We start from the raw sequence: 24,242 nt of genomic DNA, 5'->3' as shown, positions 1-24,242 counted from the left end.
TGAAAAAATTAAACAACGCTCTTACTAATTTAAGTATAACATACATTTTTGTTCAAATGCACTGGGTACTATCAGGTGACAAACAAGGAATCTACCAGCTGCTTCGCATCTGCCACAGTGGGAACCTCTACAGATCGTTTTGTACAAAAATCCACCCTATAGCTATTCCTCAAATGTAAATTCGCCGGCATAGGTACTCACATTCATGGATCGATTTCATTATCAGCTTAATGGAGAAAGATATGAAGACCAAAATAGAGAGCACAGCCGACAAAAGGATAGAAGTTTGCATATTTTAAATTGGAACACTCCACAACCTTGGATAGTGCTGTTAGCGCCATAAATATGAAAATGCCAGCAGAAAGTGAAATGGCTATACCTGAAATGGTCTCAATATTTTCAAGCCTGCCAATAAAACCAGCAGTAACCATCATCCCTAGTATCGTACAAAAACTCAAACTGACTAAATATATAATCAGCCTGAATGAATCACGAACCAGCGTACACAATATTAGCGAGAACATAATTATTTCTGTGAGTTTATGTAGAAGCATAGATGAAATTATCACAATCCCCGTATGTTCATCCACCAGAAATCCAGTAGCTATAATCATTCCATCTACAAAGCTATGGATGCATGCACCCATCATCATGAATTTGATAGACAACTTCGACTTCTGTTCCTCTTCATGTTTATGTCCATTATGATGAAAGAGAAGGGGAATTAAAATTCCCAGAACAATAAAAATAAGCCCAACATGTGAAAACTCAACTGCTAAGGGAATGAGTTCGATAACCGTAAAAGTTAGCAGAACACTCATATTTAACGCTACAATTTTAAAATGATTATGAATAATCCACTGACTCTTAAAATTCATCAGCACTCCTGAGAGAACAGAAATAGCTAATAGCCCAGCAGAAATAAGAACGTATGTCATTGGGAAACCACCTCTAATTTCCCATCGTCTAAACTGAAAGTATGAACCACTTCAATAAATTTGACTATCAACTCCTGCTTTAGATCATCCCGGTTCTGAAAACTGGTTTGATGCAATGATTTTTTTATTTTGGGTTCAAATCTATAGATAATTTCCATCATAGCTTGCTTGTCATTTTCTTGTGCTTGTGCGATCAATTCATATAAATGGACTTGGTTCATTTTCGACCTCCTGTTGAACTGTTTTTAATAGCTTCAATGAGTTTGCCCATTGTCTCACTCAGTACATCTATTTTCTTCTCAAATCGAATAAGCAAATAAAAAGTTACTCCTATCGGAAATCCAACATTCGCAATGATTTGTCCCCAGGACGGAACATCATCCATCTGTTTTCCCTTCCTTTCTATTTATCGATTCTCGTAATTTTTTTAAGGCAACCTTTTTCGTTTTAGAAATACTCTGCTGAGATACGCCTAACTTATTGGCAATTTCTTTATCCTTCATATTCTGTACGATGGAAAAGTTTAGTATTTCGCGTTCTCGCTCAGTGAGGTTGATAAACGCAGCATACAGAGAAGGATCGCTAATCTGGTGCTCTAACTCTTCAAAGAAATTATCTGAATATTCAACGCTGTTTTCGGCGGGATGATTCAAGTAATCGGATTCATCCAAGACCATTGAAAAGCGCTCATTGTGTTTCCTATTCTTTTTATCAAAAGAAATTGAGTTATAGTGCAGCAGACTCGATATATAGCCAACAAATCTTTTTTCTAGGGTCATATCTTTATCCTCTTTATTTTCTGGATAATCATTCCTTAACAAGTGTAATCCCTCCTTTTTATATAAAGAGATGTAAGTGGAGAAAAAAACAACCTAAATAGAACAAATGTTCCCATTTTATTATACCATCTATTCGATTGACGATATAATCTAAAAAAAAAGCAACTTGCTCTCGAAAGAACAAGTTGCTTTTTTTAAAATTAGTTTAATAAACGAACAGGTACCCCGGTAATGTAGAAGCTGAAGTATATCGAAGATAGCTTCTATTAATTGTGAATACCCAAACCCCAGCTTGCCCTTGAGCGGAAATGACGCCACCCTGAGTTACATAATGATCAACTGCCCAACCAGGGCCGTAATCAGGCTTCCCAGCTACAATCATGTACTCATGACAACCCGTGCACTCGTATTTAGAACCGCCAGCAAGTTCAGAAACATTATTCCCATTTTGGTCCACTACCCGGGGCGACAACCCCGAAGGTTTCATGTGGTGACCATTACCGTAGACCGGACATGGATTTTCAGCCATTGTAATCTCTCCTATACAATTTAGTTTCAAGAACGTCAACCGAAGTTGATCGTGCTTGTACTAAGTAAAGAGATCTCATGAGAAAAAAATACAACCAGTTACTTTAAAAAATTTTAGCCACCTTTAAATTTACGGAACTAAATTGGATGAAATAAGTAATATATGGTAAGGTTATCCTAAAAGGAGGAGGAATTAAGACAATGAAGAAAGTGAAATGGTTATTTTATTTGACTCTGCTATCTGTAGTCCTAATGACCGGATGCAGTCAAGCAGCACCCACAAATGACCCGAACGCAGCTTCAGGTAACTCGCCCACATCATCTGTCGCTCCAGATGAAGAAGCAGCAACAAGAGAACCGCAAGCAGCTACGCAGAACCCCTCATCTTCTGTTTCAGATGAACAAGCCATAAATGAAGCCATTAAGGTTGCCGAAATATACAAGAATATAGAATACAATGTTACAGCTTCTGATGAATTGTTGTCTGAAGAGTCTATTCAAAAGCGAACTGAAGAAATGAAATCATTCTTTACAGAAGGTTTTGCCGAAAAAGCCGTGGATACGCGCTACACAATTATGGTATTACAAGTAGCAGAAGCACAACAGGCATCGGTAACATCAGAAAATCTAAAATTTACGGTTTCAAATCAGAAAAAAGATATGGTTGAATTGATCTATACAGCTGACCTTATCTTATTGGATCAGGAGAATAAGGAAAGTAATCGAGTACCGTTACAAGGGACTTTAACTTTATTTAATGAAAACGGAAAATGGCTCATACAAGGAGATAGATTTGACAAACCTGCATTTGCTAAACTTTCAAGCCCCTTAGAATAATTCGGTGTGACTTAATTGTGCCCTGTAGTTTGGATTGCATTTTCGGTAGGATAATGAAAAAAAAAAGCAACTCTCGCCAGCTATTGGTTGGCAAGAGTTGCTTTTTTCCATTTCTAATGGACTTTTCAGGTGACAATCAAGAATTTAGCAGCTGACATAGAATTATTCTTGCATCCTGTAGAGGAACTATTTCCGGTTCTGGGAATTTCGATGTCGATACTTTGTAGTCAAGCAGGGGGAAACTTCATTTTCGGATATGCAACGCTGGCGATTATTTTCTTGGAAATTCTCAATGACCGTAAAAGCATGCTTTTGTGAACACTATAAAAACGTCTATTATTGTGTTCCAAAATGTGGTATAATAACTTTAGGAATATTCCAAAAGATACATACACATTTTGAAACGAACTAAGGAGTTTTATGGAATGAAAATAGCATATGGTCGGGTATCAGCCAAAGATCAAAATCCGGAACGTCAACTTGTGAAGTTTCGGCAGTTGGGCATCGAGGAACGGTTTATTTTTGTGGAAAAGCAAAGCGGTAAGGATTTTGAGCGACCACGCTATCAAGCTATGCGCCTGATGATTCGTGAGGGGGATTTGGTGTACTTAGATGCGTTAGATAGGTTAGGTCGTGATTATGACGGGATAATTTCCGAATGGAAATATATTACGCGGGAGGTCGGCGCGGACATTGTTTGCCTGGACAATGAGATTTTGTTCGATAGCCGAAAATTTAAGAAAATGGGAGATTTGGGGAAACTACTGGAAGATCAGTTTCTAAGCATGCTTGCTTACGTGGCTGAACAAGAGCGTAAGAAAAATCGACAAAGGCAAGCGGAGGGTATCGACGTTGCGCGAGAAGCCGGCGTAACCTTCGGAAGACCAAAGAAGGAAATCAATTCTAAATTTTTGGATGTGTACAATCAATGGAAGGAAGGGAGTATAACAGCTACTGCAGCTATGAAAATGGTAGGTATGGGAAGAACTACTTTCTATAGGCGTGTTAAGGAATATGAAGACGGAACATGATAAAAACCACGCCAGGCATTGAGGATCTAGAGAGCCCCGCGGAATCGATAGGTTGGACTTAATTATAATAGCAAAGGATGATGCGAATATGGTTATGACAAGAGGGCAAATGATTTCGGTAATGGAAGAGGAACAGTTACACAAAATTAATATTCTGAAGAGAATATTTGAAGAGCGGTATTTGATGGAAGAGCGTATTCAATGGATCTTCAAAGGTATTCAAAAAGCGATGCAAGAAAAAAAAGATACTTTTGAAGCGAGAATTTGTGTAAGTGAACACTTTGTTAATGGAATTGAACCGTTAAGAATATGGGATTTCGTGATGGAAGATGAAACAATGGAATTTTTTACGAAAAGATGGTTCCTGAATAAACGAATTTATGACAAGAAGAAAGATGGTTTTGAAATATTTGATTTCCTCCAAGAGATTTTAAGATTTGAGCGTAGCGTAGAAGGGTTATTAGAAGAATTATTAATGAATTCAAACTCAATGGAAAAGGTACTAAATGAACTACATCAAAACTCATTTGAAGCCAAGATAATCAAGAAAGATAAGTGGGAATATGCCATTTCAGTAACGTTAGAATAGAAATGTGTTCACTGCATCAATGAAACAAATATTATGTAATATAGTTGATCCTTCAAAAGATAGTGGTTTTGATGTACCAGTTTTACGGTGGACAAAAACTTTTTTAATTGTCGGATTCGTAATTTTCTTTCTTTACTGGATTGGAAATAATTCAATAAGGATCTCTAGTAATTTTCAATGAATATTTTGTGGGAAGTATGAGGGAGTAAGACGTATATATCGAAGGAGATGAAGAAAATGATCACATGTGATAAATGTGGGAAACTGTTCGACCATTACGAAAGCTTCTATACGGATATTTGCGATCCATGCACAGAAAAGGTTGAGGGAAAACCTATGTCTGAGCTAAAAAAGGATGCCGCTAAATTTGATGATGTAACCACTAATAGTTAATGCGCATTCCGAGTTTACTAGTTAGTGGACACATATAGCGAAGAAACTAAATAAAAAGGGGCGTGCATGGAAATGGATGAACTTAAAACGATAATCATGGAGTATGAAAATAATTTGCTTGTGCGAGTTGAATCATCTGTAATGTTAGGTGACAAAGAGTATAAAACACTATCATTTGAGATTTGGACAGACCGTGAAAAGTATAAAGATAATATTTATGAAGAATGGAAACAGGGTGAACAATATTTATATTGCACAAATCACGCTACGATAGATGAAAAAGATATGATCCGAACTTTTAAGCGGCGTTTTATGAACTGAATTTTATTACGCTGTACGAAGTTGACGCAAACTGTGAAATAAAGAAGGTGATATCTTGGGAGAGTTAATGTGGATTTCAAATGGAATTGGAGTATTAGCAAGCATTAACCTTTTTCTTATATTTGTGTTACAGCCGGTGATTGCAACATTGAATGGCAAAAGGTATTGGTCAACCGTAGAAGATAATATATTTGATTCTGCACTTGGTTTTTTTGGGAGTGTCTTCTCTGCCGCAATGGTTGTAATATCAATATTAATTTATTATATGTGAGGATATCTATTATCGCAAAGGGGATTATATCTATGGGTTATAAAGCAGCAGAACTTGCAAGTGAATGGTGTCATGCTAATCCTGGGTGGCAGAGAATTTGCGATATAGGAAATGGAGCTGAACATTTATATTTGCAATGGGAAGAACTATCTGCAAAGGCTAGACGGGAATGGGGCAGTGATTTCGATGAGCATGGAGCAAAGGAAGCCTGGGAAGAATTCGGTAAGAAAATATGTAAAGTACATAATGGCTTTATTGCTGAAGATGGTCAGTTTTACACAACGAATGATTTTTTAGGCTTATCCTTAAATGGAATGATGGTTTTTAAAACGGATGTTGCACAAACCGATGAGGCCGAACAATATGATGCATATACCAAAGGAGCGAAAACGAATGGATCATGCAATTGATAGTCTAAGCGCCTTTTATGAGATTGCTTTGAAACGCCTTTATGATGAGTGGGCAACAGGTAAATATATAAAATTATCAGATTGCCCTTTGTATAAAGAATGCAATACGTACCGCAAGGCGATTAAGGTAATGAGAGATTCATATAACGGTGAAACGTCGAGGGGTTCTGTTAAGGAAGACTTGGAATCTGAGATTTGGGTAACTAAAGGTATCGAAGTTAAATGGTGATACGCAGTACGACACCGAACTATAGAATGAATAAAGGAGTGTAATATTGAATCGGGAGAGTGTATCAGAATGGATACATGGTTAAATATTGTTTTTGGCGTGGGGTTTGTGTTGGGAGTAACTGAAATATTCTTTTTAATTAGAGCAAGGAGACAGGTTGCTCCTAAGATTAATGTTCCCAAGAAAAAATATATTTGGGATGGTAAAAAGTTCAATGAAATAAAATAAATATAGCAATAATGCCGCTGCTTAATGCTTGCGGTTTTTTTGTTGTGATGGAAATAATTTATGCAAATCTATCAGGCTATTTAAGCAGATTTCATGTGAATCTGCGTAACTTCAGGTAACTCAGTGTGATCCTGGGTGCTGGACCGCATCCAGGAGAGCGTGAGCTGCAGCTGCAGAGGATCCAGCGGTGAGCGGTGGCACTTAGCCAGGGCAATGCACAGATCTGGAACCTGCAGACAGTTAGGTGAGCAGCTGGAGACTCCGGATCGATGCCGGCAATTAACAAGGTCCTGGGCTAGCAGCATCCAGGAGAGCGTGAGCTGCAGCTGCAGAGGATCCAGCGGTGAGCGGTGGCACTTAGCCAGGGCAATGCACAGATCTGGAACCTGCAGACAGTTAGGTGAGCAGCTGAAGACTCCGGATCGATGCCGGCAATTAACAAGGTCCTGGGCTAGCAGCATCCAGGAGAGCGTGAGCTGCAGCTGCAGGGGATCCAGCGGTAAGCGGTAGTGATTGTAGCCAGGGTAATGCAAGGATCCGGAACCTGTTACTTGTAAATCTTACAAATTATAATTTTTTTCTGAGATATATGTGAAAAATGATAGTTCAAAATGGTGCAAATGACCTATATAATTGTTTTGTTAATCATAAAAATAGAGAGAAGTGATTTATCAGTTGAGCACAATGATTTATTTATTATTAGGAGTATTTGATGCATCTGCAGTAATTATTTTAGCCCTTAAACTTTACAGACTTCCATTTCGGGAATACATAAAAGACATAGCGTTAATGTCTTTAGGAGTATCGTTGTTCTCCTATTTAATGAGAATAGTCATAGGTATACCAACATTAGATCTACCTATACAAGTGATATTCTTCATTCTATTTTTTAGATATCGTCTAAAAATAAAGCTGTTTTATAGTTCATTAATAACCAGTGCCAGTCTAAATGCATATATTATAGTTCAACTCTTTATATTATATGGATTTATTTTCGCAGGAACTTTAGAGTATAATGTAGTCTTTCAAACCCGTGATCTCCAGATACAGTTAATTCAAATACTATCTATTATCGTTTCATATTTGGCGGCGTTTTTATTTCATTTATTTGGATGGGGATTTTCTTTTATTATTAGACCTCCACATCAGTTCAGCATTAAAGAGGATTATTTTAGTGGGGAAAACAAGGCTCTATTGTTAACCACTTTATCAACTCTAGTAGGCGTATCATTAGCTTTGGTTATAACTTTTAATTTCTATGCTTTTTTTCTTATTCCATCATTTCTGATAGTCTATAGCATATCTTATTACTTTTCACAGAAAAGAGATCAGCAAGGATGATTGAAAGATTGGCACTTTTAATAGCTTCTAAGATAAAACAATTTGAATCTGTGACTGTTAGTATTGATATTATGGCTTATGAAATAGGTCGTAAATTGAATAATTACATAATTATTTTATTGACTCTCTTTTTGAGTTACATAAATGGTACTTTATTTTTTTCGACAGTAGCAATGATTTCATTTGTTTGTATAAGAAAGTACTCAGGTGGACTTCACATGAAAAGCTATTTGTCTTGTATTATAAGCTCTGTAGCTATTTTTATTTTTGTGCCTATGGTTAGGCTGAGTACGTTTGGTACGGGGTTCTTATTAAGTATTTCATTAATAATATATTTATTTTATGCACCTAATGTATTTACTGGGAACATCCATCCTGAGGGATGGATGAGGAAAGCAAAAATAATATCTATAGCGTTAGTTATAATAGCTTTCTATATTCAATTATCTACAGTTTCATTGGTTTTTTTCGTACAAGCAATATTAATCCTGCCGTGGAAAGGAGGTGCAAGAAAATTATGGGGGAAATGTTGATGAAAAAGATATCTGTGATGTTGGAAAAAAGTGCAATTAAAAATGGACCTAAAGAAAAAACTTTTTTGGGAAATCAACCGATGCCTGAAGATCTAAAGAAACTGTTAATTGGGATTTCTGATAAAAAGTAGAATGAGTCAAAATGGATAATGAATTAATATTAGGTATAGGGATTGCTAATGAAAAAGAAACGGGTAACGTAGTTTTTGTAGAGAGAAAGAGTGTGAATTATATTGATATATGGTCGCCTAAAAAAAATTATCATGTTCCTAGATTCCATAGTGGCTCTGAAATGTATGGGGTATTAACCACATTGGAAGCATGTAAAGTAGCTTTTCCGAAATATCTGCAAGCAGATACAGGTAAGTTGGTTAATATGGATTCTGTGATAGATGTGACTGAGAGTAGATTCGCACTCACTCTCCATTTTGTGGACGGTTCGACTACTAATATGGCGAAATACAAGAGAAATCTTGTGGAAAATATAAAAGATTGTTCGAGAAACAATAGTAGATTATCGCAAGCCAAAGATGAATTCTTGATAGGCACAAAAGTTGAGAATGGGAAAGAAACAGGGAAAGTTACATATTTCGACAAAAAACACATTAAATTTATCGATGTGTGGGAACCTAAAAAAAACTATCATGTTCCCCTGTTTCACACAAAGTTCGGAAATTTCAGCGAGATGTTAACTCTAGAGGCATGCAGAGTTGTCTTTAATGATTACTTAATGTTAGATACTGGTAAGTTAGTTAATCTGAACTTTGTGGATTATGTAGAAGAAAATAAATTCGCTTTGATCTTGCACTTCCTAGATGGGTCAACTACTGACATGGCAAAATACAAAAAAGATATTGTATCTCACTTGATCAAAAAGCCTCACTAAATGCTGTGGCTTTTTTTTTGTTTGGAAAAATCATGAATTTTACCACAAGTCGAGCTTAGATTACAAGATAAATCGATACTAGTATTGATTTGCAAAATAGGCGTTCATTATTCGACATATTACACAAAGTTTCTATGCTAAATTAACTAGGTACAAGTGATCATGTGAAGGGGAAATGCAATAGTGGAAATAATACAGCAAGTCATAGAAATGAGAACTGCGAAAATATTTGATGGCATCCTGGAGAACGAAGGTGAATATCGATATAAGGAATTTATGGATAGTATACAATCGTTAACATCAGTTCCTTCAGAAATCATACTTAACTTAGAAGATATATTTTTGAGTCATACCAGGGAAGTGATAGATATATGTTATGAGTTAGGACTCAAAGAAGGAGTGCAGTTAAGTAAAAATAGAAAAGGTCTAGAAATAGATCTTTTCAAAACGAATAATAAATCCGGAAGTGAAAGGAAAAATCTAGCATAAATCAAACGAAATTTTTACAGCCTGGTTGCTTAAGAAGCTAGGCGCCATCGATTGGTTCGTTTGAACTATTACATTTACAGTAATTAAGGAGGAAGTAAACATGTCAAACAGTAAACTTTATCGCTTTTTAGTGGAGTATATCACTGAAAATTATGAAACAACACCTGGTCAAGTCGAGGCTACAGCAAGAGGCATTGAGCATTACTTAACGGATATAGTAATCCCTGAAACCCTATCAGGCAATAAGGAGTAGTGTGACACCAATGAAACCCACTAATACTCAGCCATTCAAGGCACAGGGAGCTAACTGAACAACAATTAGAGATAAAATTTGTAGATCATACTTCTATCATACTTTTTGAGTACGTTGAAATATAAAAACTGTGTTAAGCTATTAGAGATGGATAGAGGGGTCACCTAGCAAATTAGGTGACCCTTTTTGTATTTATTTTATTTAGGAGGTGCTCTGAAATTGAATGTTTTGTTGTATGGTTTAAACCCTACTAGATTAAACTCTCCGAGTCTAAAAATTCGCAAATGTGAATCTTTGGACGAGTTAAAGGAACTGACAGTAGTATTAAGCCCTGATTATTTACTAGTTGAAGAGTCTATGGCAAGCGAAGCAGTCTCTTTAATTTCAGCTGAAGATGCTTTTTGTCCAATAATTGTGGTTTGTACAGAAGATTCCGCACAGAAAACGAGATATTGGAGTTCTCAAGGTGCAACGTCTGTATGGACTATGCTGGATTGGCAGGATAAATTATCTGAGCTTCAGGTTTCGCCAATTATGGGCATTGCGAAAGAAGAAGTGTTAATTCCTATTCCTAACAATCGATTTGTAATGAATGATGTCAGTGAGGAGACAATTGTTATTGCTGTGGGAGGAATCTATGAAGGTGCTGGATCAACACATACTGCTTTGCTTGTAGCAAATTTTCTAGCGAAGAATTTTAAAACAAAGGTGGCTTTGTGGGAAGGAGGAACAAGACCATGTTTTAGGTATTTAGAATATATTCAACGGGGTGAGGTGAATAATAAATCGCGTTTTGAAATTAATGATGTAACCTATTTCTCAGGGATACCATCAGAATTAGCAGAGGCTGCTACTGAAAACTTTCGTTTTTTTGTTATGGATTTAGGTAGCCTAAATTCAGATGCCACATTCAAACTATTTAATCAAGCAAAGGTTCCAATTCTTTGTGCCTCTGGTGCCGAATGGCGAATGGTTGAACTGCTGCAGTTTTGTCAAAGGCATTCAACCACACGCCAAGATCGATGGAAAATTGTATTGCCTCTTGCAAGTGAAAGTAGTCGAGAAGAGACGGCTGATTGTTTGAAAGATCGGCTGGTGTTCTCAATTCCACCGCATTCTGATGTTTATAAAACACAACAAGATAGCGATCAGGTGTTAGAGGGTATATTGGGATCGGTTATATCCGGAAAAAAATACAAGAAGAAGTTCGGCTTTTTTTAATATGTGATTTAAGGAGGGAGGATATGTTAAAGAAGGTTCTTTTTCAACCAATTAGAGATATTATCATAGATCGAAATATAGGTTTTGAATCTACAGTGTGTGGTGTTTCTGGAGAAACAGCATCTGAAATATTTGATTATTATGCTGGTAATAGAGTGGAGTTTGATAAATGGGCAATCTGTGAGTCTATCAATAAAGGAATTCCATTATTGAAGCCAGATCAGAAATTATTTATTAATATTCGTTCTGAAACTTTTGAACATGGCGGGATTATATTAGCTGACATAGATCCCAATAAAGTAATTATTGAGGTATCTGAGGTAACGGAAATCACTAATCCGGTACGCGATTCATTAATGGATCTTGCTAATCGTGGATTTAGATTTGCTATAGATGATTTCGGGGTTGGTTTTTCAAATATTAATCGACTAATTTTAGATTGGTTCAAGCCCACATGGCTAAAATTGGATCTAACATTAATCGAACAAGTGGATACAAATCCCCGAATAGAAATTATTGTTAAATACATTCTTGATATGTGTTCTGAATTGGGTATTGAGCTTGTGGCAGAAGGAGTTGAAACAAAAAATCAATTATTGAAACTAATGAAAATTGGCGTGCGGTTTGCACAAGGATACTATTTAGGGAGACCGGATGATCCAAAGATAATAGTTGATAGTCAAAGCGATCTCCAAATATCGGGAGATCGTTTTTTTCGTCTCTAATAAACATGGGGGGAGGTGATAAATATGAATAAAAAAGGGCATGTTGCTCTCGCTGCGATAGCAGGATCATTAAGCTTCTATACAGCGTTGCATAGCAAACTCTGGAACCCATCACACGAATATATTGGACCTCTTCTTATACTAAGTGTTGGTGCTGCAATTACAGGAGGACTTGCACCAGATCTAGATCACAAAACAAGTACCGCAAGTCAACATATTCAATTTTCTGTACAAAAAAGGCGGTTCTTTAGACTTGTTTCAGTATTAATGCTTGTTGTTGGGGTAATCTTTTTGGCGTTGCAATTATATGAAGGGGACTGGCGTTTAAGCGTTCTACCAGCTGCTAAAAATGCGCTGATATGTCTTGTGGGAAGTTTGATATTTTTTATGTTGGCCAATATGAGAAATATTGTTTTAAGTGGAGTCGGTATAACTCTGTTAGCTATGTATAGTTTGTATGGTTTGCATTGGATAACTGCCTTTGCTGGATTGGGATTTCTGATGTTACCTGTAGTCAAACATAGAGGGATAATTCATACACCAGAGTATGCAATTGTGATGAGTCTAGGTATTATTTCATTTTCATTCCAACAATCTGACACCGTTCAAATTTTGGCAATCGGTTTTTTAACCGGTTGGTGGGCGCATTTAGTTGGAGATTGTTTTGGCAGTGACGGTATTCACTCGTTAATAATTCCAAAGCTTAAAATTGGTCTACATCTTTTTTCAAATGGCGGGACAGTTGAACGCTGGATATCTCGTATTTGCTGGTGCTCTAGTCTAATTGTATGGGTGTTCATACTTACAAATCAGCCATTACCTAACGTAACCTTTTTTAAGACACTCAATTTTTTACAATAAAGGAGGAGATAAAATTGAAAACATACAAAAATTGGACAGGTAATTTAAGAGAATACTTAAATGTAAATGATTTAGTGGATGAGGAGATGGTAAATCATTTCACCAATGTATCTCCATCTATATTAACAGGGGATCTAATCCAAATTGGTGAGCCTCAAGGCATTGTTGAGGGACATTATCTTTATCTAACTCTAATAAAAACTCCAGATGGTTGGAGATATGCGGGGTGCTGCCACTATGGACAAGCTAACAATATATCATAAGGTACAAAGAATATTTATTTAAAAATGAATAATGGGGAGGTTTTTTTTATGAAAAGAAGTAAAGCTTTTTCAATACTTCTCTTTTTAACTGTGTTTCTTTTACCAGTTGTAGCGTATGCGGACGATGAAAACCCAGTAACAAAAATGAAAAGTATGTTGAAATTCAACTGGAAAGTATTAGATGGTTTGGGTTTTCTATTCTATATCATCATGATTCCCCTTACTCTTGCTATAATTGCATTGCTAGTATGGTGTATTGTGGATGTTGTTAAGTATTTAATTAAAGTAAGAAGAGCTAAAGCAAGCTTGGGTGACAAGAAGTTTTGGATAGAACTTGCGATTACACTTCTAATAGTGTTCTTGTTCACCTCAGGCGCTTTCTTGAATGTATTAGAAAACGTATACGATTGGACAAGCAAACAGGATATAGGTACAAACGAGATAAGTACTCCTGCTAAATAACTTTAAAAAAGGCAGATTCCCGAGAGGGGATCTGCCTTTTATTTATCTTGAATCGTAGGCGGTGGTGAATTGGATAAGGATTATATTGATCAGATGAAAAAAATATACACTATTAAACAATCTGATGTTACAGCATTAGACTGGTTTCTATTGTTGGTAGGTGGAGCAGCTACAATAATATGTACCGCTGCGTTTGTCTATTGGATTATAAAAATTATTATATTCTTGATTAATGTACGGAAAGCAAAGGCTAGCATAAATGATGTTAAATTTTGGAAAAGGATGATCATTTCATTATTCATTATTTTTCTCTTTATGTCAGGCACTTTGCTCCTTGTATTCGAAAAATTAACTAACTTTCTGCAGATTATGGGGTGGAATGTTAAATGAAAATAAAATCAATACTTTATATGCTTGTGATAGTTTTAACTTTAAACTTTGTTTCGTCTAATGTTGTTCTCGCGGCTGCTGTTGCGCCTGTTCCCAATTATCCACCGAATGCACCGGTAGCTACACCTGTTGTTACTCCTAATCCATCTGTAACACCTGGACCTGGGGTAAGTGAGCCTATTAAAGAGGATAATCCATGGTATATGCCTGAATGGGTATCTGCCTTAATGGAAGACTTTCAACAAATGAACCAAACGTTCAAGGATTTAATGTCTGGAAAGTTAATTCACGATGCTATAGAAGGTCTAATTGTTTCATGGGTTGATGAGATGATGAGTCCTTTATATGGTGCTTTTGCTAAGAGTTATTTATTCTCACCGCGAGTAGCTGAGATATCACTTGTCTATTCTGGTTGGTCAATATTTTCAATTATAGGTTTGGCTGCAATATTGGCTGGATCACTAGTTTTAGCCTGGAATGTTATACATGGGAAAAAGGATCTTAAGAAGATGCTTCAAGCTTTTATAGTAAGCTTCGTAGCATGCTTATTGAGTTTAACGGTTTTAAACTTCTTGAATGTTTTAATGAATTGGATTACACAAAAGTTTCTTTCTGGAATTATAGGTACAACTGATATTTTATATGAAGGATTAAAAGGTGATCAAATCTTAAAGTCCCTAATTCTTGGGGCTGATGGAATTACGGACGCTATATATGCCAGTAAAACCTTAGGTGAGATTGTTGTTGCAACAGAGGGTGGAATATTCACATTGCTGATGTTTGTCACCATAGTAGTAGTACCTCTTTTCTTTATATCTGTTTTGAAGGTTCTAGTATTAATGATGATGGCTATTTTCGTTGCAATTTGGATTTCATACACTGCATATTCCGGAAAAATTGAAACGCTGATTGGATTCATAAATATATATATTCGCACCTTATTGGTAGGGCTTATATCAGCTATCCAGTATGGGATATTTGTTCGTCTTCAGACAGATTATGGTGAGGGGGCTGGATTTTCAAGCGAAATAGGAGTGTCGCCTTTAGTCTTTATGATCTTAAGCATTTTGGTCACAGTAATATTAATATTCGTGTTTTGGGTACGACCACTTTTCAGAGCTATTAAACAACCAATGACTTTAAATGGGGGAGCCACGATTGAAAAATTCGGGAAAATGGGGGAAAGAACAAGTGCAGCAATGAACAGTGTCGGTAAACGATTAGGGGCGGATTCTTTACAAAAAGGTTCGCTTTCTTTGAAGCAAAAAAGCAGTCGTATGGCTGAAGTGGGAAAAAGAATGCAGACTCAACAAAAAGGTACCCGTAGAAATCGGGTTGCTTCAAAATTAACAGGTGGAATATCAGAGTCGATCCAAGGAGTGAAATATACTGAACCGGAAGCTTTAGTCTCAACAGGGACTATGGTATCTGTTGATAGTGGTCATTTGGAACTTGAAGATGATCGTATTATTGAAAGTAATCAAACAGTTGCTAAAACGCTGCAAAAAGACAAGTTTGAACACGCTGAAGTTATAAATATAAAGAACAGTGAGAGAGCAGATATGTCCAGATTGATTAAAGAAATCAAACCCAAATATGGTGAACGAATTAATTGGAATGCAAGGGAAGGTAAGCTTACTCTTAAAGGGGATACAGGGGAAATAAAGGAAAGAATCAATGGAGAAATGTTATTTACAACCTCTGATGTACAGCGAGGATATTATAAAAATGGTCTGTTTATTGATACCGAGACTCTAAAAACGCATGTTGATGGTTCAGAAGCATCAAAATCAGAGCTTAAAAAAGTAAAAAACCTGTTACCGACTTACCGAAAAGCTGCTCTTTCAGCAGATGTTGCAAAAGAAGCATATAAGCAGCTGAATCAACAAGTAGACAAAATGCCGTGGGTTTCTAAAATTCGTTTGGATAATGGTGCCCTTTGGATTCCGGAAGAACATGTAACTGAAGCTGAAGAAGTATTTAAGCAATTACTAGCCAAACCAGTGGATCTAGTTAGATTGGATTTACCAAAAGGCAATCGTTTTATGCCGGCACTTGAAGAACATATTAAATTAAAAAGCAAAAATAAAGATCTACTTGCTGGTTTGCAAATTAATTCAAAAGATACCTATGTAATCGTAAAGAAAGATCTGGAGGCGGCATTCAAATCGGCATTAGAAGAATTTAGGGATGGAAGAACACCATACTGGAGGACCAGAGAAGGGAACATCAAAGTGATTGTTGACGGAGAACCTGTAAGTTATGGTCAAGCACCCATACCGGGAATGGACATGGGGAGTTTTGAGAACTTCCAAGCTGAAATGATAAACAAGCATAAAAGTTAAATTGGGGGTGTAAAGGTGACCGAAAAATCTTATCAAGAGCGAGAAAACGAATTGCTCCGCGCTAGTATGTTTGCTGATATACGAGAAGACATTCAATTTATGGGACTTTCAGTGAGTGACATAGGTTGGGTCATTGGGGTTACATTTTTAATGGGTACCACGGTATTCCTATTACCCATATCCTTTATCATAAAGCTGCTATGGCTAATTACAGTTTTTGTTACCATTCTGATGTCAAGGATCCTAAAATGGTCCTATCGTTTTAAACGTTTGACACATTATATCAAGCACCCAAAAGAAGGATCTGGAGATAGTATGGATTCTTTATTGGGGGTTACAGAAGATGGATGGTTTTATAGAAGTGGAAAAACAATTCACATTATGCTAAACGTCCAATCACCGCCATGGGAAACAGCTGTCTTTTCTCAAAAAAAGCAAAGAATCGGTGGATTTGAAACTTTTCTAAGATCATTGGTGAGGGAAGGGTTTGAATGTGATATTACAGAAGAACAAATTCCTGATTTCAGGCATGAGATATGGAATGTGAAAAAGGAAAAAAGAAGTGTATCTGAAGGTATTGAGCGGAGAAAAGTAAAGAGGCTTCAGCTGTTTGAAGAATTAGCGAAGTCTGGTTCTGCAAAAAGAAGTGAATACACTATACGTTTGTCTATCAGTGAATTCGACCTCACGATTCGCCAAAGAGAGGATGAACCTAAGGGTTTGTCTAAAGCAGAGTTAAAAAGGCATAGATTGATTGCCGAATTGCGTCAAAGGAAAGATAGGGTACTTAACGGGCTTATACAAAGTGGTCATGAGTGTACAATAATATCTGGATTTTCAATTCCTGAGCTTACAAGTCGTCACTGGGATCGAACGGTTTGGGAAGAATGGAAAGCCTCACAAGGTACATGGGAAGAGGAAGAAGAAGAGGAAGAAACAAACGATGAACCTTCTAATTCTCAAAAATCCTTAATTGAATCCGTTGTATTGGCTATCGAAGGACAAAGGGAAGATGCAGTTATACCAACAAATGATATAGATCTCAGGAAAAATGAAGATGATTTTATTTTTCAGCCAGAACATGGGGAGGATCCGGAAATTTTGAGTGTTAATAATGAGGCTGCAGTAACAATGGAGGACAATGCTGTGGGGGAAAATAACGAATCTAAAGCGGACTCTGTAGAAAGTGAAGACATTGTTGTTCCGGTAACTAATTTGACCATAATGATTAGAATAATCAAATATCTTGATTTCATTAAGCATAAATTATTGGATTTGAAAGATTTACATTTTCCAAAATTAAAAAAACTGATCTATATGTTTCCAAAAAAGAGCTCTAAGGTAGAGTCCACAATTGAGATTGAGGAAGAAGAAATTGTTGTAGAAAACGGAAAAATCACAAAAGAATTGGTAGGAGTGAATATCTTTACATCTCCTACCTCATCAGGAAAATCATTTGTGGCTGCGAATATCGCTGTTGCTAATAGTGACAACGAGCGAACTGTTTCGCTAATTGATCTCTCGCCTCATTTTGGTACTTTAACTCTAATAAACCCACTACAAATTGATGGAGAGTACGCCAAGTGGAAGTCTTGGAGTTCTCGCCAAGTTTCAGGATTAAGTATTTTTACACCACTTGAATTTCCTGAGATTGAAGAAGTTCAGAATTTAATAAATTCCAGGTTAAGGGTTGGAGCAGTAGTTATAGATCTACCATGGAATTATCCAGGGCGGAGTTACTTAACTAACCAATATGACACTATAGCTATAATTGACACCGATTATCACCATTGGATGCGTTGGGAAACGGAGGTCAGCAATTGGAAGGGAGAGGTTTGGTTAAATCAAGTGGATGTGGACATGGATTTAAAAATGTCAGCACTAGTTAAAGAACATTTCAAAAAAGAAATTGATAAGAAGATTCCTTTTTTTCAAAATGCAAATCAAATGTTATTCCAAGGGCGACCGCTTGCTATTGATCCGCAAGCGCGTCCTTTTTTTGTGCATAGTGAAAGGAGTGTAGAAGAATGATAGAACAGAAGGAAAAGAAGCTATCACTTAAAAAGGTTTCTCTAAAAAGCAAGGTTGATAAACAGCTATTAACATATAGTGGACGTTTGATTAAGAAGTGGTCAAAGGAAAAAAAACATACTCTAGTGAACTCTGGTGATGAGAAAAACACTAAGTTAGTTAAAACTATGGAAGGTAAAGATTCAAAAACTGGTCATTTTGTAAGAGTCGTAATGATTGAGTCATACCCTCTTGAGATAGTAGCAGGGTACCTTGATCAATTAGATGAGTTAGTCACCAAAGAAGGGGCAACTCTTCGTAAAACAATTCGCTACATCAAATCAGATGTTAAATGGAATTGGGCAATGAAAAATAAATATAAACGACTTGAAAAAAGCGTTTCAGAAATGACCATTACAGATCCAGGTCGTCAATCTGAGATAGACGCAAGAGATGCCTTAGTATCTCTGCAGGAATCGATACAACAGGGGAAAAGTAAGCTGGTTGAGGTCAGTACTTTCCTTACCATGTCTGCGGAAACAACTTATCAACTGGACGCAGCTGAATCAAATATGAGAGATTGGATCGATGACCTAGATGGAAGACTTGATAATCTTTTTAGTGAACAACTAGAAGCTTTAATTCAAACCAGTCCTGTGTCAGATAAAGAATCACCCTCCGGTGAATTCTTTAATAAGCATCACTATGGGCGCGTTATTACTGATTCAGTTGCAGCAAGAACATACCTATTTACTAGTGGATCTTTTAGTGATGGTCAAGGGTTATACTTTGGTCGGCGCACAGAGGACGGTGGTTTTTGTTTTATTAACTTGTGTGACCCTAATGACCCTAGAGCTCAAAATTTGATGGTTTTGGGGAAAACGGGACAGGGGAAAAGTTATTTTTTGAAAGCACTAGTTGTCTCTTTGTTAGAAGAAGGTGTACATGTATTTGTGTTCGATCTTGACGGCGAGTGGAGGGATTTATGCGAAGAAGTCGGGGGAGTATACATTGATCATACTGCTGATGTTGGCAGATACTTTGAACCACTAGCAATTATGCCCTCTATACCAGAAATCGATGAAGAATGCGTAAGGTATAATCGTTCAAGATATCAAAGAGCAATTGATACTGGTATTCGTACTTGTTCTATGCTAGCTGATGGTTTAACGAAAACAGAACTATTCGAGGCTGGTGAGGCTGTTAGGCGAGTATTCCAAAATGCTGGTATAGAGAAAAATAAACCAGAAACTTGGGACGGACCATATTCTGGTGAGCGACCAACTATTCATGCGTTTTTTAGAGATGTACAGGAAGATTCAAAAACGAATGATGATGCTAAATCATTATATGACAAAATCAAAATCTATTTTATTGGAATTTATGATGGAGTATTCGAGTCTGAAGAACCTTTAACATTTCAGAATGCTCCTTTAGTAGTCTATAAGGTAGGAAGTGGAGAAACTGAAGGGAACGAGAAGGATGAAAAAGCTAAGTTAGCACAATTAAAAATGTCCATGGCTTTTGATGTGGTAAATTCTAATATCCAAAAACTTCGATTCGAAGGGGCATATTTCAGCGCGGTTCTAGTTGATGAGGGACAAAGGCAATTAAAAAATAGAGAATTAAAACAAGCTGTATTTGATTGGTATACAGCCATACGTAAGTGGAATGGAATGATGATACTAGGGGCTAATACTCCAGCTATTATTCTTGATACAGCTGAAGGTGTTGGTATGTGGGAAAACACTAATGTTAAGGTGTATTTCTATATGGAACATTCTGCTGTACGGATGTTATCTCAGCACTCTGATGTACCAGAAGAAGTACAGGATAGGATTAGAGAAAATGAAGATACGAATTGCTATGTCTTAGAGTATCACAAGAAATATGACGAGTTGTTTATGCATGTTCCGGAAGATGAGCACGTTCTTTACAAAACTCGCGGTCTAAAAGAAGCAATATAAGCCTATGTCAGATGCGATAGCTAAAACTCAGGAAACAATTAATAAGATCAAAAAAACTCGTCGAATGATTATCTTATTAACTACTTCATCTCTAGCACCATATATTTGGGGGCTCATTATATTAATCGCTCTGGTGATTCTAGTGATCGGATTTGTTTTGCTTCCGTTTTTCTTATTCTCTACTCCTGGTTCTCTATCTTATAGTTCTTCCACAACAGACTCAGCTTTATATGCACCGAATCAATTAGATACGGACGGTACAGCCTATATATGGCCTGTGCCGTCTATTTCGCGTGTCTCCTCATCGTTTGGAAACCGTGATTTAGGAGGGATTGAGTATCATAAAGGGATCGATATTGCTAATGGAGCAGAAAAAACAGAGTTACAGCCAATTTATGCAATGGCTTCAGGGGTTGTAACGTTGGCTGGTGCGGCTAGCGGCTACGGTCAAGTGATTTATATCGATCATGGTAATAATCTTGTATCGAAATATGGTCATTTGGAAGCATTGATGTATGTGAATACTGGAGATGTCGTAAGCAAAGGACAACTAATAGCAAGAATAGGCAAGGGAATAGTTGGGAGATCAACGGGACCACATTTGCATTTTCAAATTGAATCGTCGGGAAAACCTGTGAACCCTCTTGATTACGTACAACCGCCTGGAACATCGCTGGATCCAGGTGAATATTCGTATAAACCTTTAAATATACCCGTTTTATTGGATTATCTAAAGAAGCGTAAGTCAGCACTTGGGTACGTAGAAACTCTAAACATGATTGATCGTGCCGCCAAATTAAAGAATGTCGATCCATATCTACTCCTTGCAATTACCGGTCAGGAGCAATCATTCGTCCCTGAGAGTAATAATCATGCTTCAGAGATTGTGAAAAATCCTTGGAATGTGTTTGGCTGTTGGTGCAAGGGAAAGGGAGCTACTCTAACTACAGAACAGTCAGCAACTATTGCAGCTCAAACAATAATTAAATTGTCCCAGGATAGACCCAATGGAAGAGATTTTATTGAGTGGCTGTCTGCAATGGATAATCCCCGAGGATATTATGCTGAACATAGAGGATGGTGGATAGGTGTACGTAAATTTCACAATTTGCTATCAGAATTAGGAGGATGATTGTATGACGTTAGTATTAATAATTGGTATTGTTTTTTGGGGACTTTATAAATATGGAGACAAATTTAAGGTACCTTCTTTATTGTGGAAAGCAATAGGTGTATTTCTTCTAATAATGCTGGTTCGTAACATTAGTGATGTTTATGATCTTGTAGTTGTTCAGGCAGACCAATGGTGGCCTATTGTAAAAGAAAATGCAAATGATCTTGCAAATGGATTGTTAGGATTTTTTAAGCATATGAAAGCAGGTGATTAATCAAATGGACAATAAAGATGTTAATCAAAAAGAATCGTTCGCACAGTTTTTCACACGTATAGCAGCGCTAACAGCTGGGGCATGTGGTCTGATTTATATATTTGATTTTTCTCCCTCACTACATGAGTTAAGTGAAAAAGTCCTATCTTATACATTAAAGAGTTGGATTCTATTTGTCGGTCTACCGTATGTTGCAAGGATAGGTTGGAGGAAAAGAAAACAAATACTTAATTATGTACTTAAAAGCAAAGAGAAGTATTCACAGGGTAGCGATCAAGCTAACAGTAAATCTACAAATGATACTATATTTATTGAGGCTGCTGAGGGGCAAATAGCAGCCTCTGTCTCTGATTTGAGGGAAATCCCTTTTAGTGAGGTTTTTCCACCGCAATTTGACATGTTACCTCGAAATCCTCGTCCCATCAATTCTAAAGTCTTTACCAGAGAATATGCGAGTGAGAAGATTTCTAATGCGCTTGAATTGGTGGGTTTCAATTTTGAGGGGAATATAGAAATTTTAAGTATAGAGTCAGGACCGGCTCTGCAAATAATTTCGTTTCGCTTACCGCCTAAAATCCAACTTTCCCAGCTAATGAAGAAGAAAGATGATATAGCTAATCATTTAGGACAACATCAAAGTTTTGAGGTCACAACATCTGATTATCAAAGTGCGGCTGCTTTCATAATACCTCATAGAGATGAAGACAGAGCATTTGTATATTTACGCGATGTTGCACAAGATTTAATACGTTATTCTGAAAATGCTGAACTACCTGTAGTTTATGGTAGGAAAATGAAAGGAGAGGCATTACTTGTAGACTTGGCAAAACTACCACACTTACTAGTTGCTGGTACTACAGGTTCCGGTAAATCCGTTTTTTTTAATGTCATATTGTCTTCTTTATTGACAATATTAAGTCCCAAGAGATTAAGATTAATTCTTATCGATCCTAAGAAAGTTGAATTTTCGGTGTATTCAGGTTTTCCACATCTCCTAACGCCTGTGATTACAGATATGCGGCGTGCTGCAACGGCAATACAACAAACCATTGTAGAAATGGAACGTAGATATGATTTGTTTTCGCAGCTAGGTGTTAGAAATATATCGCATTACCATAAAAAATATCCAAAAAAAGAAAGGCTGCCTTATATTATCATTGGAATAGATGAATATGCAGATTTAGTACTTCTTTTAGGTGCAGAAGTTGAGGAACCAATACAACGGGGGTTACAGATGGGGCGTGCTGCTGGGATACATATAATTATGGGTACGCAAAGACCTAGCGTTGATGTTGTGACAGGTATTATTAAAGCTAATTTACCCTCAAGAGTCGCCTTCCGTTTACAAAGCGGTGTTGATTATAGAACGGTTATGGATACTGGTGGACCGTCACTACTTGGTAATGGAGACGGAGTATGTGTTGTTAATGGCGGAAGTCCACAGAGATTCCAAAGCGCAGCGATTAGTACAAACGATGATGAGTCCACTATGTTCATTGAGCAACTAGGGGAATTTTGGAGAAAGACAGTAACTAGTAACGAATCTATTTTTACGGAACCTAATCTTGGTGATACATCAGATAATGAAATATTAGGGGATTTGGTAGAATTAGCGAAAGTTCAAGAGGAGTTTTTGGACAACTCAAATAATATTGATCTATCTAAAAATATTGATAAAACAGACGATACAGAAGGACAGCATAATCCAGAAGGACAGCATAATCCAGATGAAATATATGAAAAGGCTATTTCAATTGCTAGAGAGAACAATGGAATTAACGTCGCGATTTTGCAAAAGAAACTCAGGATAGGATATATGAGTGCAGCAAACATATTAACTAGAATGCAGGAACAAGGATTGATCGAAAAATATAATTCTACCAAAAATATGCGTCAATGGATTTCAGGTCAGCAAGATGAAGTATACAAAGAAAAAAAATTAAGAGAAGGGATTAAAGATCATATTTGCAGAACAGGGATATTAAGTTCGACTGATCTTAGTTCTATATTTGAAATTCGGAAAGAAACGATATTACTGCATATGAAAGAGTTAGTTGCTGAGGGATTTTTGTCTCCTCCTTCTAGTCCAAGGATGGGATATACACTGGCATGGGATGAAGAACAAGTACAAAATTATCTTGAAAATCATCCAGCAGAGTTAAAAGATACTATCAATTGATAAAAAAATATTAGTTCCCGTATTAGTTCCCCGCATCAGTTCCCCATATTAGTTCCCAGTGAATTCTATAGAGAACCCTTTACCAATAAGGGATTTTATAAATTTTCACTATAGATAATCTATGGGAACTAATATCCGGAACTAATCGAAGTATCCACTAATTACAAACCCTCTTTTTTATTTTTAGAAAGTCATATCCCTTTTCAAAGACCACACATGGATCCAATCCAGCAGCAGCTTACGCTCTCCTGGATGCTGCTAGCTACCGCCGGCGAATCAATCCGGAGTCTTCAGCAGCTCACTTAAGTGTCTTCAGGTTCCGGATGAGCATTGCCCTGGCTAAATGCTACCGCTCACCGCTGGATCCCCTGCAGC

At 36.9% G+C, this 24,242-nt stretch carries 31 protein-coding genes; 26 read left to right on the top strand and 5 right to left on the bottom strand.

The features are described 5' to 3' along the window. Nucleotides 1–227: 227 nt before the first annotated feature. The 5 genes from NSS82_RS32365 to NSS82_RS32345 all read right to left on the bottom strand — a co-directional run bounded on the left by NSS82_RS32365 (nucleotide 228) and on the right by NSS82_RS32345 (nucleotide 2,246). Entirely contained in the window at nucleotides 228–938 is a 711-nt protein-coding gene (locus tag NSS82_RS32365) for a ZIP family metal transporter (RefSeq protein WP_340953020.1), read from the bottom strand. Then, nucleotides 935–1,159, bottom strand: a complete 225-nt coding sequence (locus NSS82_RS32360) for a helix-turn-helix domain-containing protein (RefSeq protein WP_340953023.1) — start codon at nucleotides 1,157–1,159, stop codon at nucleotides 935–937. Before NSS82_RS32360 ends, NSS82_RS32365 begins: the two co-directional genes overlap by 4 nt. After that, nucleotides 1,156–1,323 (bottom strand): YvrJ family protein, encoded by a 168-nt coding sequence (locus NSS82_RS32355; protein ID WP_076099531.1) that lies wholly within the window; start codon nucleotides 1,321–1,323, stop codon nucleotides 1,156–1,158. The genes NSS82_RS32360 and NSS82_RS32355 overlap by 4 nt, the downstream gene beginning before the upstream one ends. Next, a complete protein-coding gene (locus tag NSS82_RS32350) occupies nucleotides 1,316–1,759 on the bottom strand; it encodes a sigma-70 family RNA polymerase sigma factor (RefSeq protein WP_340953026.1) in 444 nt (147 codons plus the stop codon). Before NSS82_RS32350 ends, NSS82_RS32355 begins: the two co-directional genes overlap by 8 nt. Nucleotides 1,760–1,922: 163 nt before the next feature. Then, nucleotides 1,923–2,246, bottom strand: a complete 324-nt coding sequence (locus NSS82_RS32345) for a hypothetical protein (protein WP_036681493.1) — start codon at nucleotides 2,244–2,246, stop codon at nucleotides 1,923–1,925. Nucleotides 2,247–2,446: 200 nt separating this feature from the next. Here NSS82_RS32345 and NSS82_RS32340 point away from each other — a divergent pair, with 200 nt between their 5' ends. From NSS82_RS32340 to NSS82_RS32215, 26 genes are all read left to right on the top strand, one after another. After that, nucleotides 2,447–3,082 (top strand): hypothetical protein, encoded by a 636-nt coding sequence (locus NSS82_RS32340; protein WP_340953028.1) that lies wholly within the window; start codon nucleotides 2,447–2,449, stop codon nucleotides 3,080–3,082. A 425-nt stretch (nucleotides 3,083–3,507) separates the two neighbouring features. Next, nucleotides 3,508–4,113, top strand: a complete 606-nt coding sequence (locus tag NSS82_RS32335) for a recombinase family protein (protein ID WP_340953033.1) — start codon at nucleotides 3,508–3,510, stop codon at nucleotides 4,111–4,113. 88 nt (nucleotides 4,114–4,201) lie between these two features. Next, a complete protein-coding gene (locus tag NSS82_RS32330) occupies nucleotides 4,202–4,702 on the top strand; it encodes a hypothetical protein (protein ID WP_340953035.1) in 501 nt (166 codons plus the stop codon). 465 nt (nucleotides 4,703–5,167) lie between these two features. Next, nucleotides 5,168–5,416: a hypothetical protein gene (locus NSS82_RS32325; protein ID WP_340953037.1), complete on the top strand. Its 249-nt coding sequence runs from the start codon at nucleotides 5,168–5,170 to the stop codon at nucleotides 5,414–5,416. A 55-nt stretch (nucleotides 5,417–5,471) separates the two neighbouring features. Beyond that, nucleotides 5,472–5,687 (top strand): hypothetical protein, encoded by a 216-nt coding sequence (locus NSS82_RS32320; RefSeq protein ID WP_340953040.1) that lies wholly within the window; start codon nucleotides 5,472–5,474, stop codon nucleotides 5,685–5,687. Nucleotides 5,688–5,719: 32 nt separating this feature from the next. Next, nucleotides 5,720–6,097 carry a hypothetical protein gene (locus NSS82_RS32315; RefSeq protein ID WP_076138897.1) on the top strand — a complete coding sequence of 126 codons (378 nt, stop codon included), beginning with the start codon at nucleotides 5,720–5,722 and terminating at the stop codon, nucleotides 6,095–6,097. Next, complete coding sequence (locus tag NSS82_RS32310) at nucleotides 6,081–6,326, top strand: hypothetical protein (protein ID WP_340953042.1); 246 nt, start codon at nucleotides 6,081–6,083, stop codon at nucleotides 6,324–6,326. The genes NSS82_RS32315 and NSS82_RS32310 overlap by 17 nt, the downstream gene beginning before the upstream one ends. A 69-nt stretch (nucleotides 6,327–6,395) precedes the next feature. After that, nucleotides 6,396–6,554: a hypothetical protein gene (locus NSS82_RS32305; RefSeq protein ID WP_340953044.1), complete on the top strand. Its 159-nt coding sequence runs from the start codon at nucleotides 6,396–6,398 to the stop codon at nucleotides 6,552–6,554. A 684-nt stretch (nucleotides 6,555–7,238) separates the two neighbouring features. Next, on the top strand, nucleotides 7,239–7,895 hold the full coding sequence (locus tag NSS82_RS32300; protein ID WP_076138909.1) for a hypothetical protein: 657 nt from the start codon (nucleotides 7,239–7,241) through the stop codon (nucleotides 7,893–7,895). Next, nucleotides 7,892–8,428 (top strand): accessory gene regulator B family protein, encoded by a 537-nt coding sequence (locus tag NSS82_RS32295; protein WP_340953046.1) that lies wholly within the window; start codon nucleotides 7,892–7,894, stop codon nucleotides 8,426–8,428. Before NSS82_RS32300 ends, NSS82_RS32295 begins: the two co-directional genes overlap by 4 nt. Further along, nucleotides 8,413–8,559 (top strand): hypothetical protein, encoded by a 147-nt coding sequence (locus tag NSS82_RS32290; protein ID WP_178944260.1) that lies wholly within the window; start codon nucleotides 8,413–8,415, stop codon nucleotides 8,557–8,559. The genes NSS82_RS32295 and NSS82_RS32290 overlap by 16 nt, the downstream gene beginning before the upstream one ends. Nucleotides 8,560–8,570: 11 nt before the next feature. Beyond that, a complete protein-coding gene (locus NSS82_RS32285; protein WP_340953049.1) occupies nucleotides 8,571–9,314 on the top strand; it encodes a hypothetical protein in 744 nt (247 codons plus the stop codon). Nucleotides 9,315–9,524: 210 nt separating this feature from the next. Next, on the top strand, nucleotides 9,525–9,803 hold the full coding sequence (locus NSS82_RS32280) for a hypothetical protein (RefSeq protein WP_341109928.1): 279 nt from the start codon (nucleotides 9,525–9,527) through the stop codon (nucleotides 9,801–9,803). Between the two features lie 100 nt (nucleotides 9,804–9,903). Then, nucleotides 9,904–10,056: a hypothetical protein gene (locus tag NSS82_RS32275; protein ID WP_178944259.1), complete on the top strand. Its 153-nt coding sequence runs from the start codon at nucleotides 9,904–9,906 to the stop codon at nucleotides 10,054–10,056. Between the two features lie 219 nt (nucleotides 10,057–10,275). Beyond that, nucleotides 10,276–11,277, top strand: coding sequence for a hypothetical protein (locus NSS82_RS32270; RefSeq protein ID WP_076273368.1), 1,002 nt, complete (start codon nucleotides 10,276–10,278; stop codon nucleotides 11,275–11,277). Nucleotides 11,278–11,300: 23 nt separating this feature from the next. Continuing rightward, nucleotides 11,301–12,002 carry an EAL domain-containing protein gene (locus NSS82_RS32265; RefSeq protein ID WP_340953056.1) on the top strand — a complete coding sequence of 234 codons (702 nt, stop codon included), beginning with the start codon at nucleotides 11,301–11,303 and terminating at the stop codon, nucleotides 12,000–12,002. 24 nt (nucleotides 12,003–12,026) lie between these two features. Beyond that, nucleotides 12,027–12,863, top strand: a complete 837-nt coding sequence (locus NSS82_RS32260) for a metal-dependent hydrolase (protein ID WP_340953057.1) — start codon at nucleotides 12,027–12,029, stop codon at nucleotides 12,861–12,863. Between the two features lie 14 nt (nucleotides 12,864–12,877). Beyond that, on the top strand, nucleotides 12,878–13,126 hold the full coding sequence (locus tag NSS82_RS32255; RefSeq protein WP_340953058.1) for a hypothetical protein: 249 nt from the start codon (nucleotides 12,878–12,880) through the stop codon (nucleotides 13,124–13,126). Nucleotides 13,127–13,174: 48 nt separating this feature from the next. Continuing rightward, the gene (locus NSS82_RS32250; RefSeq protein ID WP_076273366.1) at nucleotides 13,175–13,588 is read left to right on the top strand and encodes a hypothetical protein; all 414 of its coding nucleotides are present in this window, start codon (nucleotides 13,175–13,177) and stop codon (nucleotides 13,586–13,588) included. Nucleotides 13,589–13,657: 69 nt separating this feature from the next. Then, on the top strand, nucleotides 13,658–13,978 hold the full coding sequence (locus NSS82_RS32245; RefSeq protein WP_340953059.1) for a hypothetical protein: 321 nt from the start codon (nucleotides 13,658–13,660) through the stop codon (nucleotides 13,976–13,978). Then, on the top strand, nucleotides 13,975–16,323 hold the full coding sequence (locus NSS82_RS32240) for a hypothetical protein (RefSeq protein WP_340953062.1): 2,349 nt from the start codon (nucleotides 13,975–13,977) through the stop codon (nucleotides 16,321–16,323). Before NSS82_RS32245 ends, NSS82_RS32240 begins: the two co-directional genes overlap by 4 nt. A 15-nt stretch (nucleotides 16,324–16,338) precedes the next feature. Further along, nucleotides 16,339–18,354, top strand: a complete 2,016-nt coding sequence (locus NSS82_RS32235) for a hypothetical protein (RefSeq protein WP_340953065.1) — start codon at nucleotides 16,339–16,341, stop codon at nucleotides 18,352–18,354. Further along, entirely contained in the window at nucleotides 18,351–20,300 is a 1,950-nt protein-coding gene (locus NSS82_RS32230) for a VirB4 family type IV secretion system protein (RefSeq protein ID WP_340953067.1), read from the top strand. The genes NSS82_RS32235 and NSS82_RS32230 overlap by 4 nt, the downstream gene beginning before the upstream one ends. A gap of 4 nt (nucleotides 20,301–20,304) precedes the next feature. Next, nucleotides 20,305–21,432, top strand: a complete 1,128-nt coding sequence (locus NSS82_RS32225; RefSeq protein ID WP_340953069.1) for a M23 family metallopeptidase — start codon at nucleotides 20,305–20,307, stop codon at nucleotides 21,430–21,432. A 4-nt stretch (nucleotides 21,433–21,436) separates the two neighbouring features. Beyond that, complete coding sequence (locus tag NSS82_RS32220; protein WP_076138883.1) at nucleotides 21,437–21,688, top strand: hypothetical protein; 252 nt, start codon at nucleotides 21,437–21,439, stop codon at nucleotides 21,686–21,688. Nucleotides 21,689–21,692: 4 nt separating this feature from the next. Beyond that, nucleotides 21,693–23,867, top strand: coding sequence for an FtsK/SpoIIIE domain-containing protein (locus NSS82_RS32215; RefSeq protein ID WP_340953070.1), 2,175 nt, complete (start codon nucleotides 21,693–21,695; stop codon nucleotides 23,865–23,867). Nucleotides 23,868–24,242 lie beyond the last annotated feature (375 nt).

The organism is Paenibacillus sp. FSL H7-0735 (assembly GCF_038008505.1).
GTDB classification, from domain to species: domain Bacteria; phylum Bacillota; class Bacilli; order Paenibacillales; family Paenibacillaceae; genus Paenibacillus_AQ; species Paenibacillus_AQ odorifer.
Note: the sequence above shows the minus strand (reverse complement) of the source record. Positions and strands in the feature narration are given on the sequence as shown.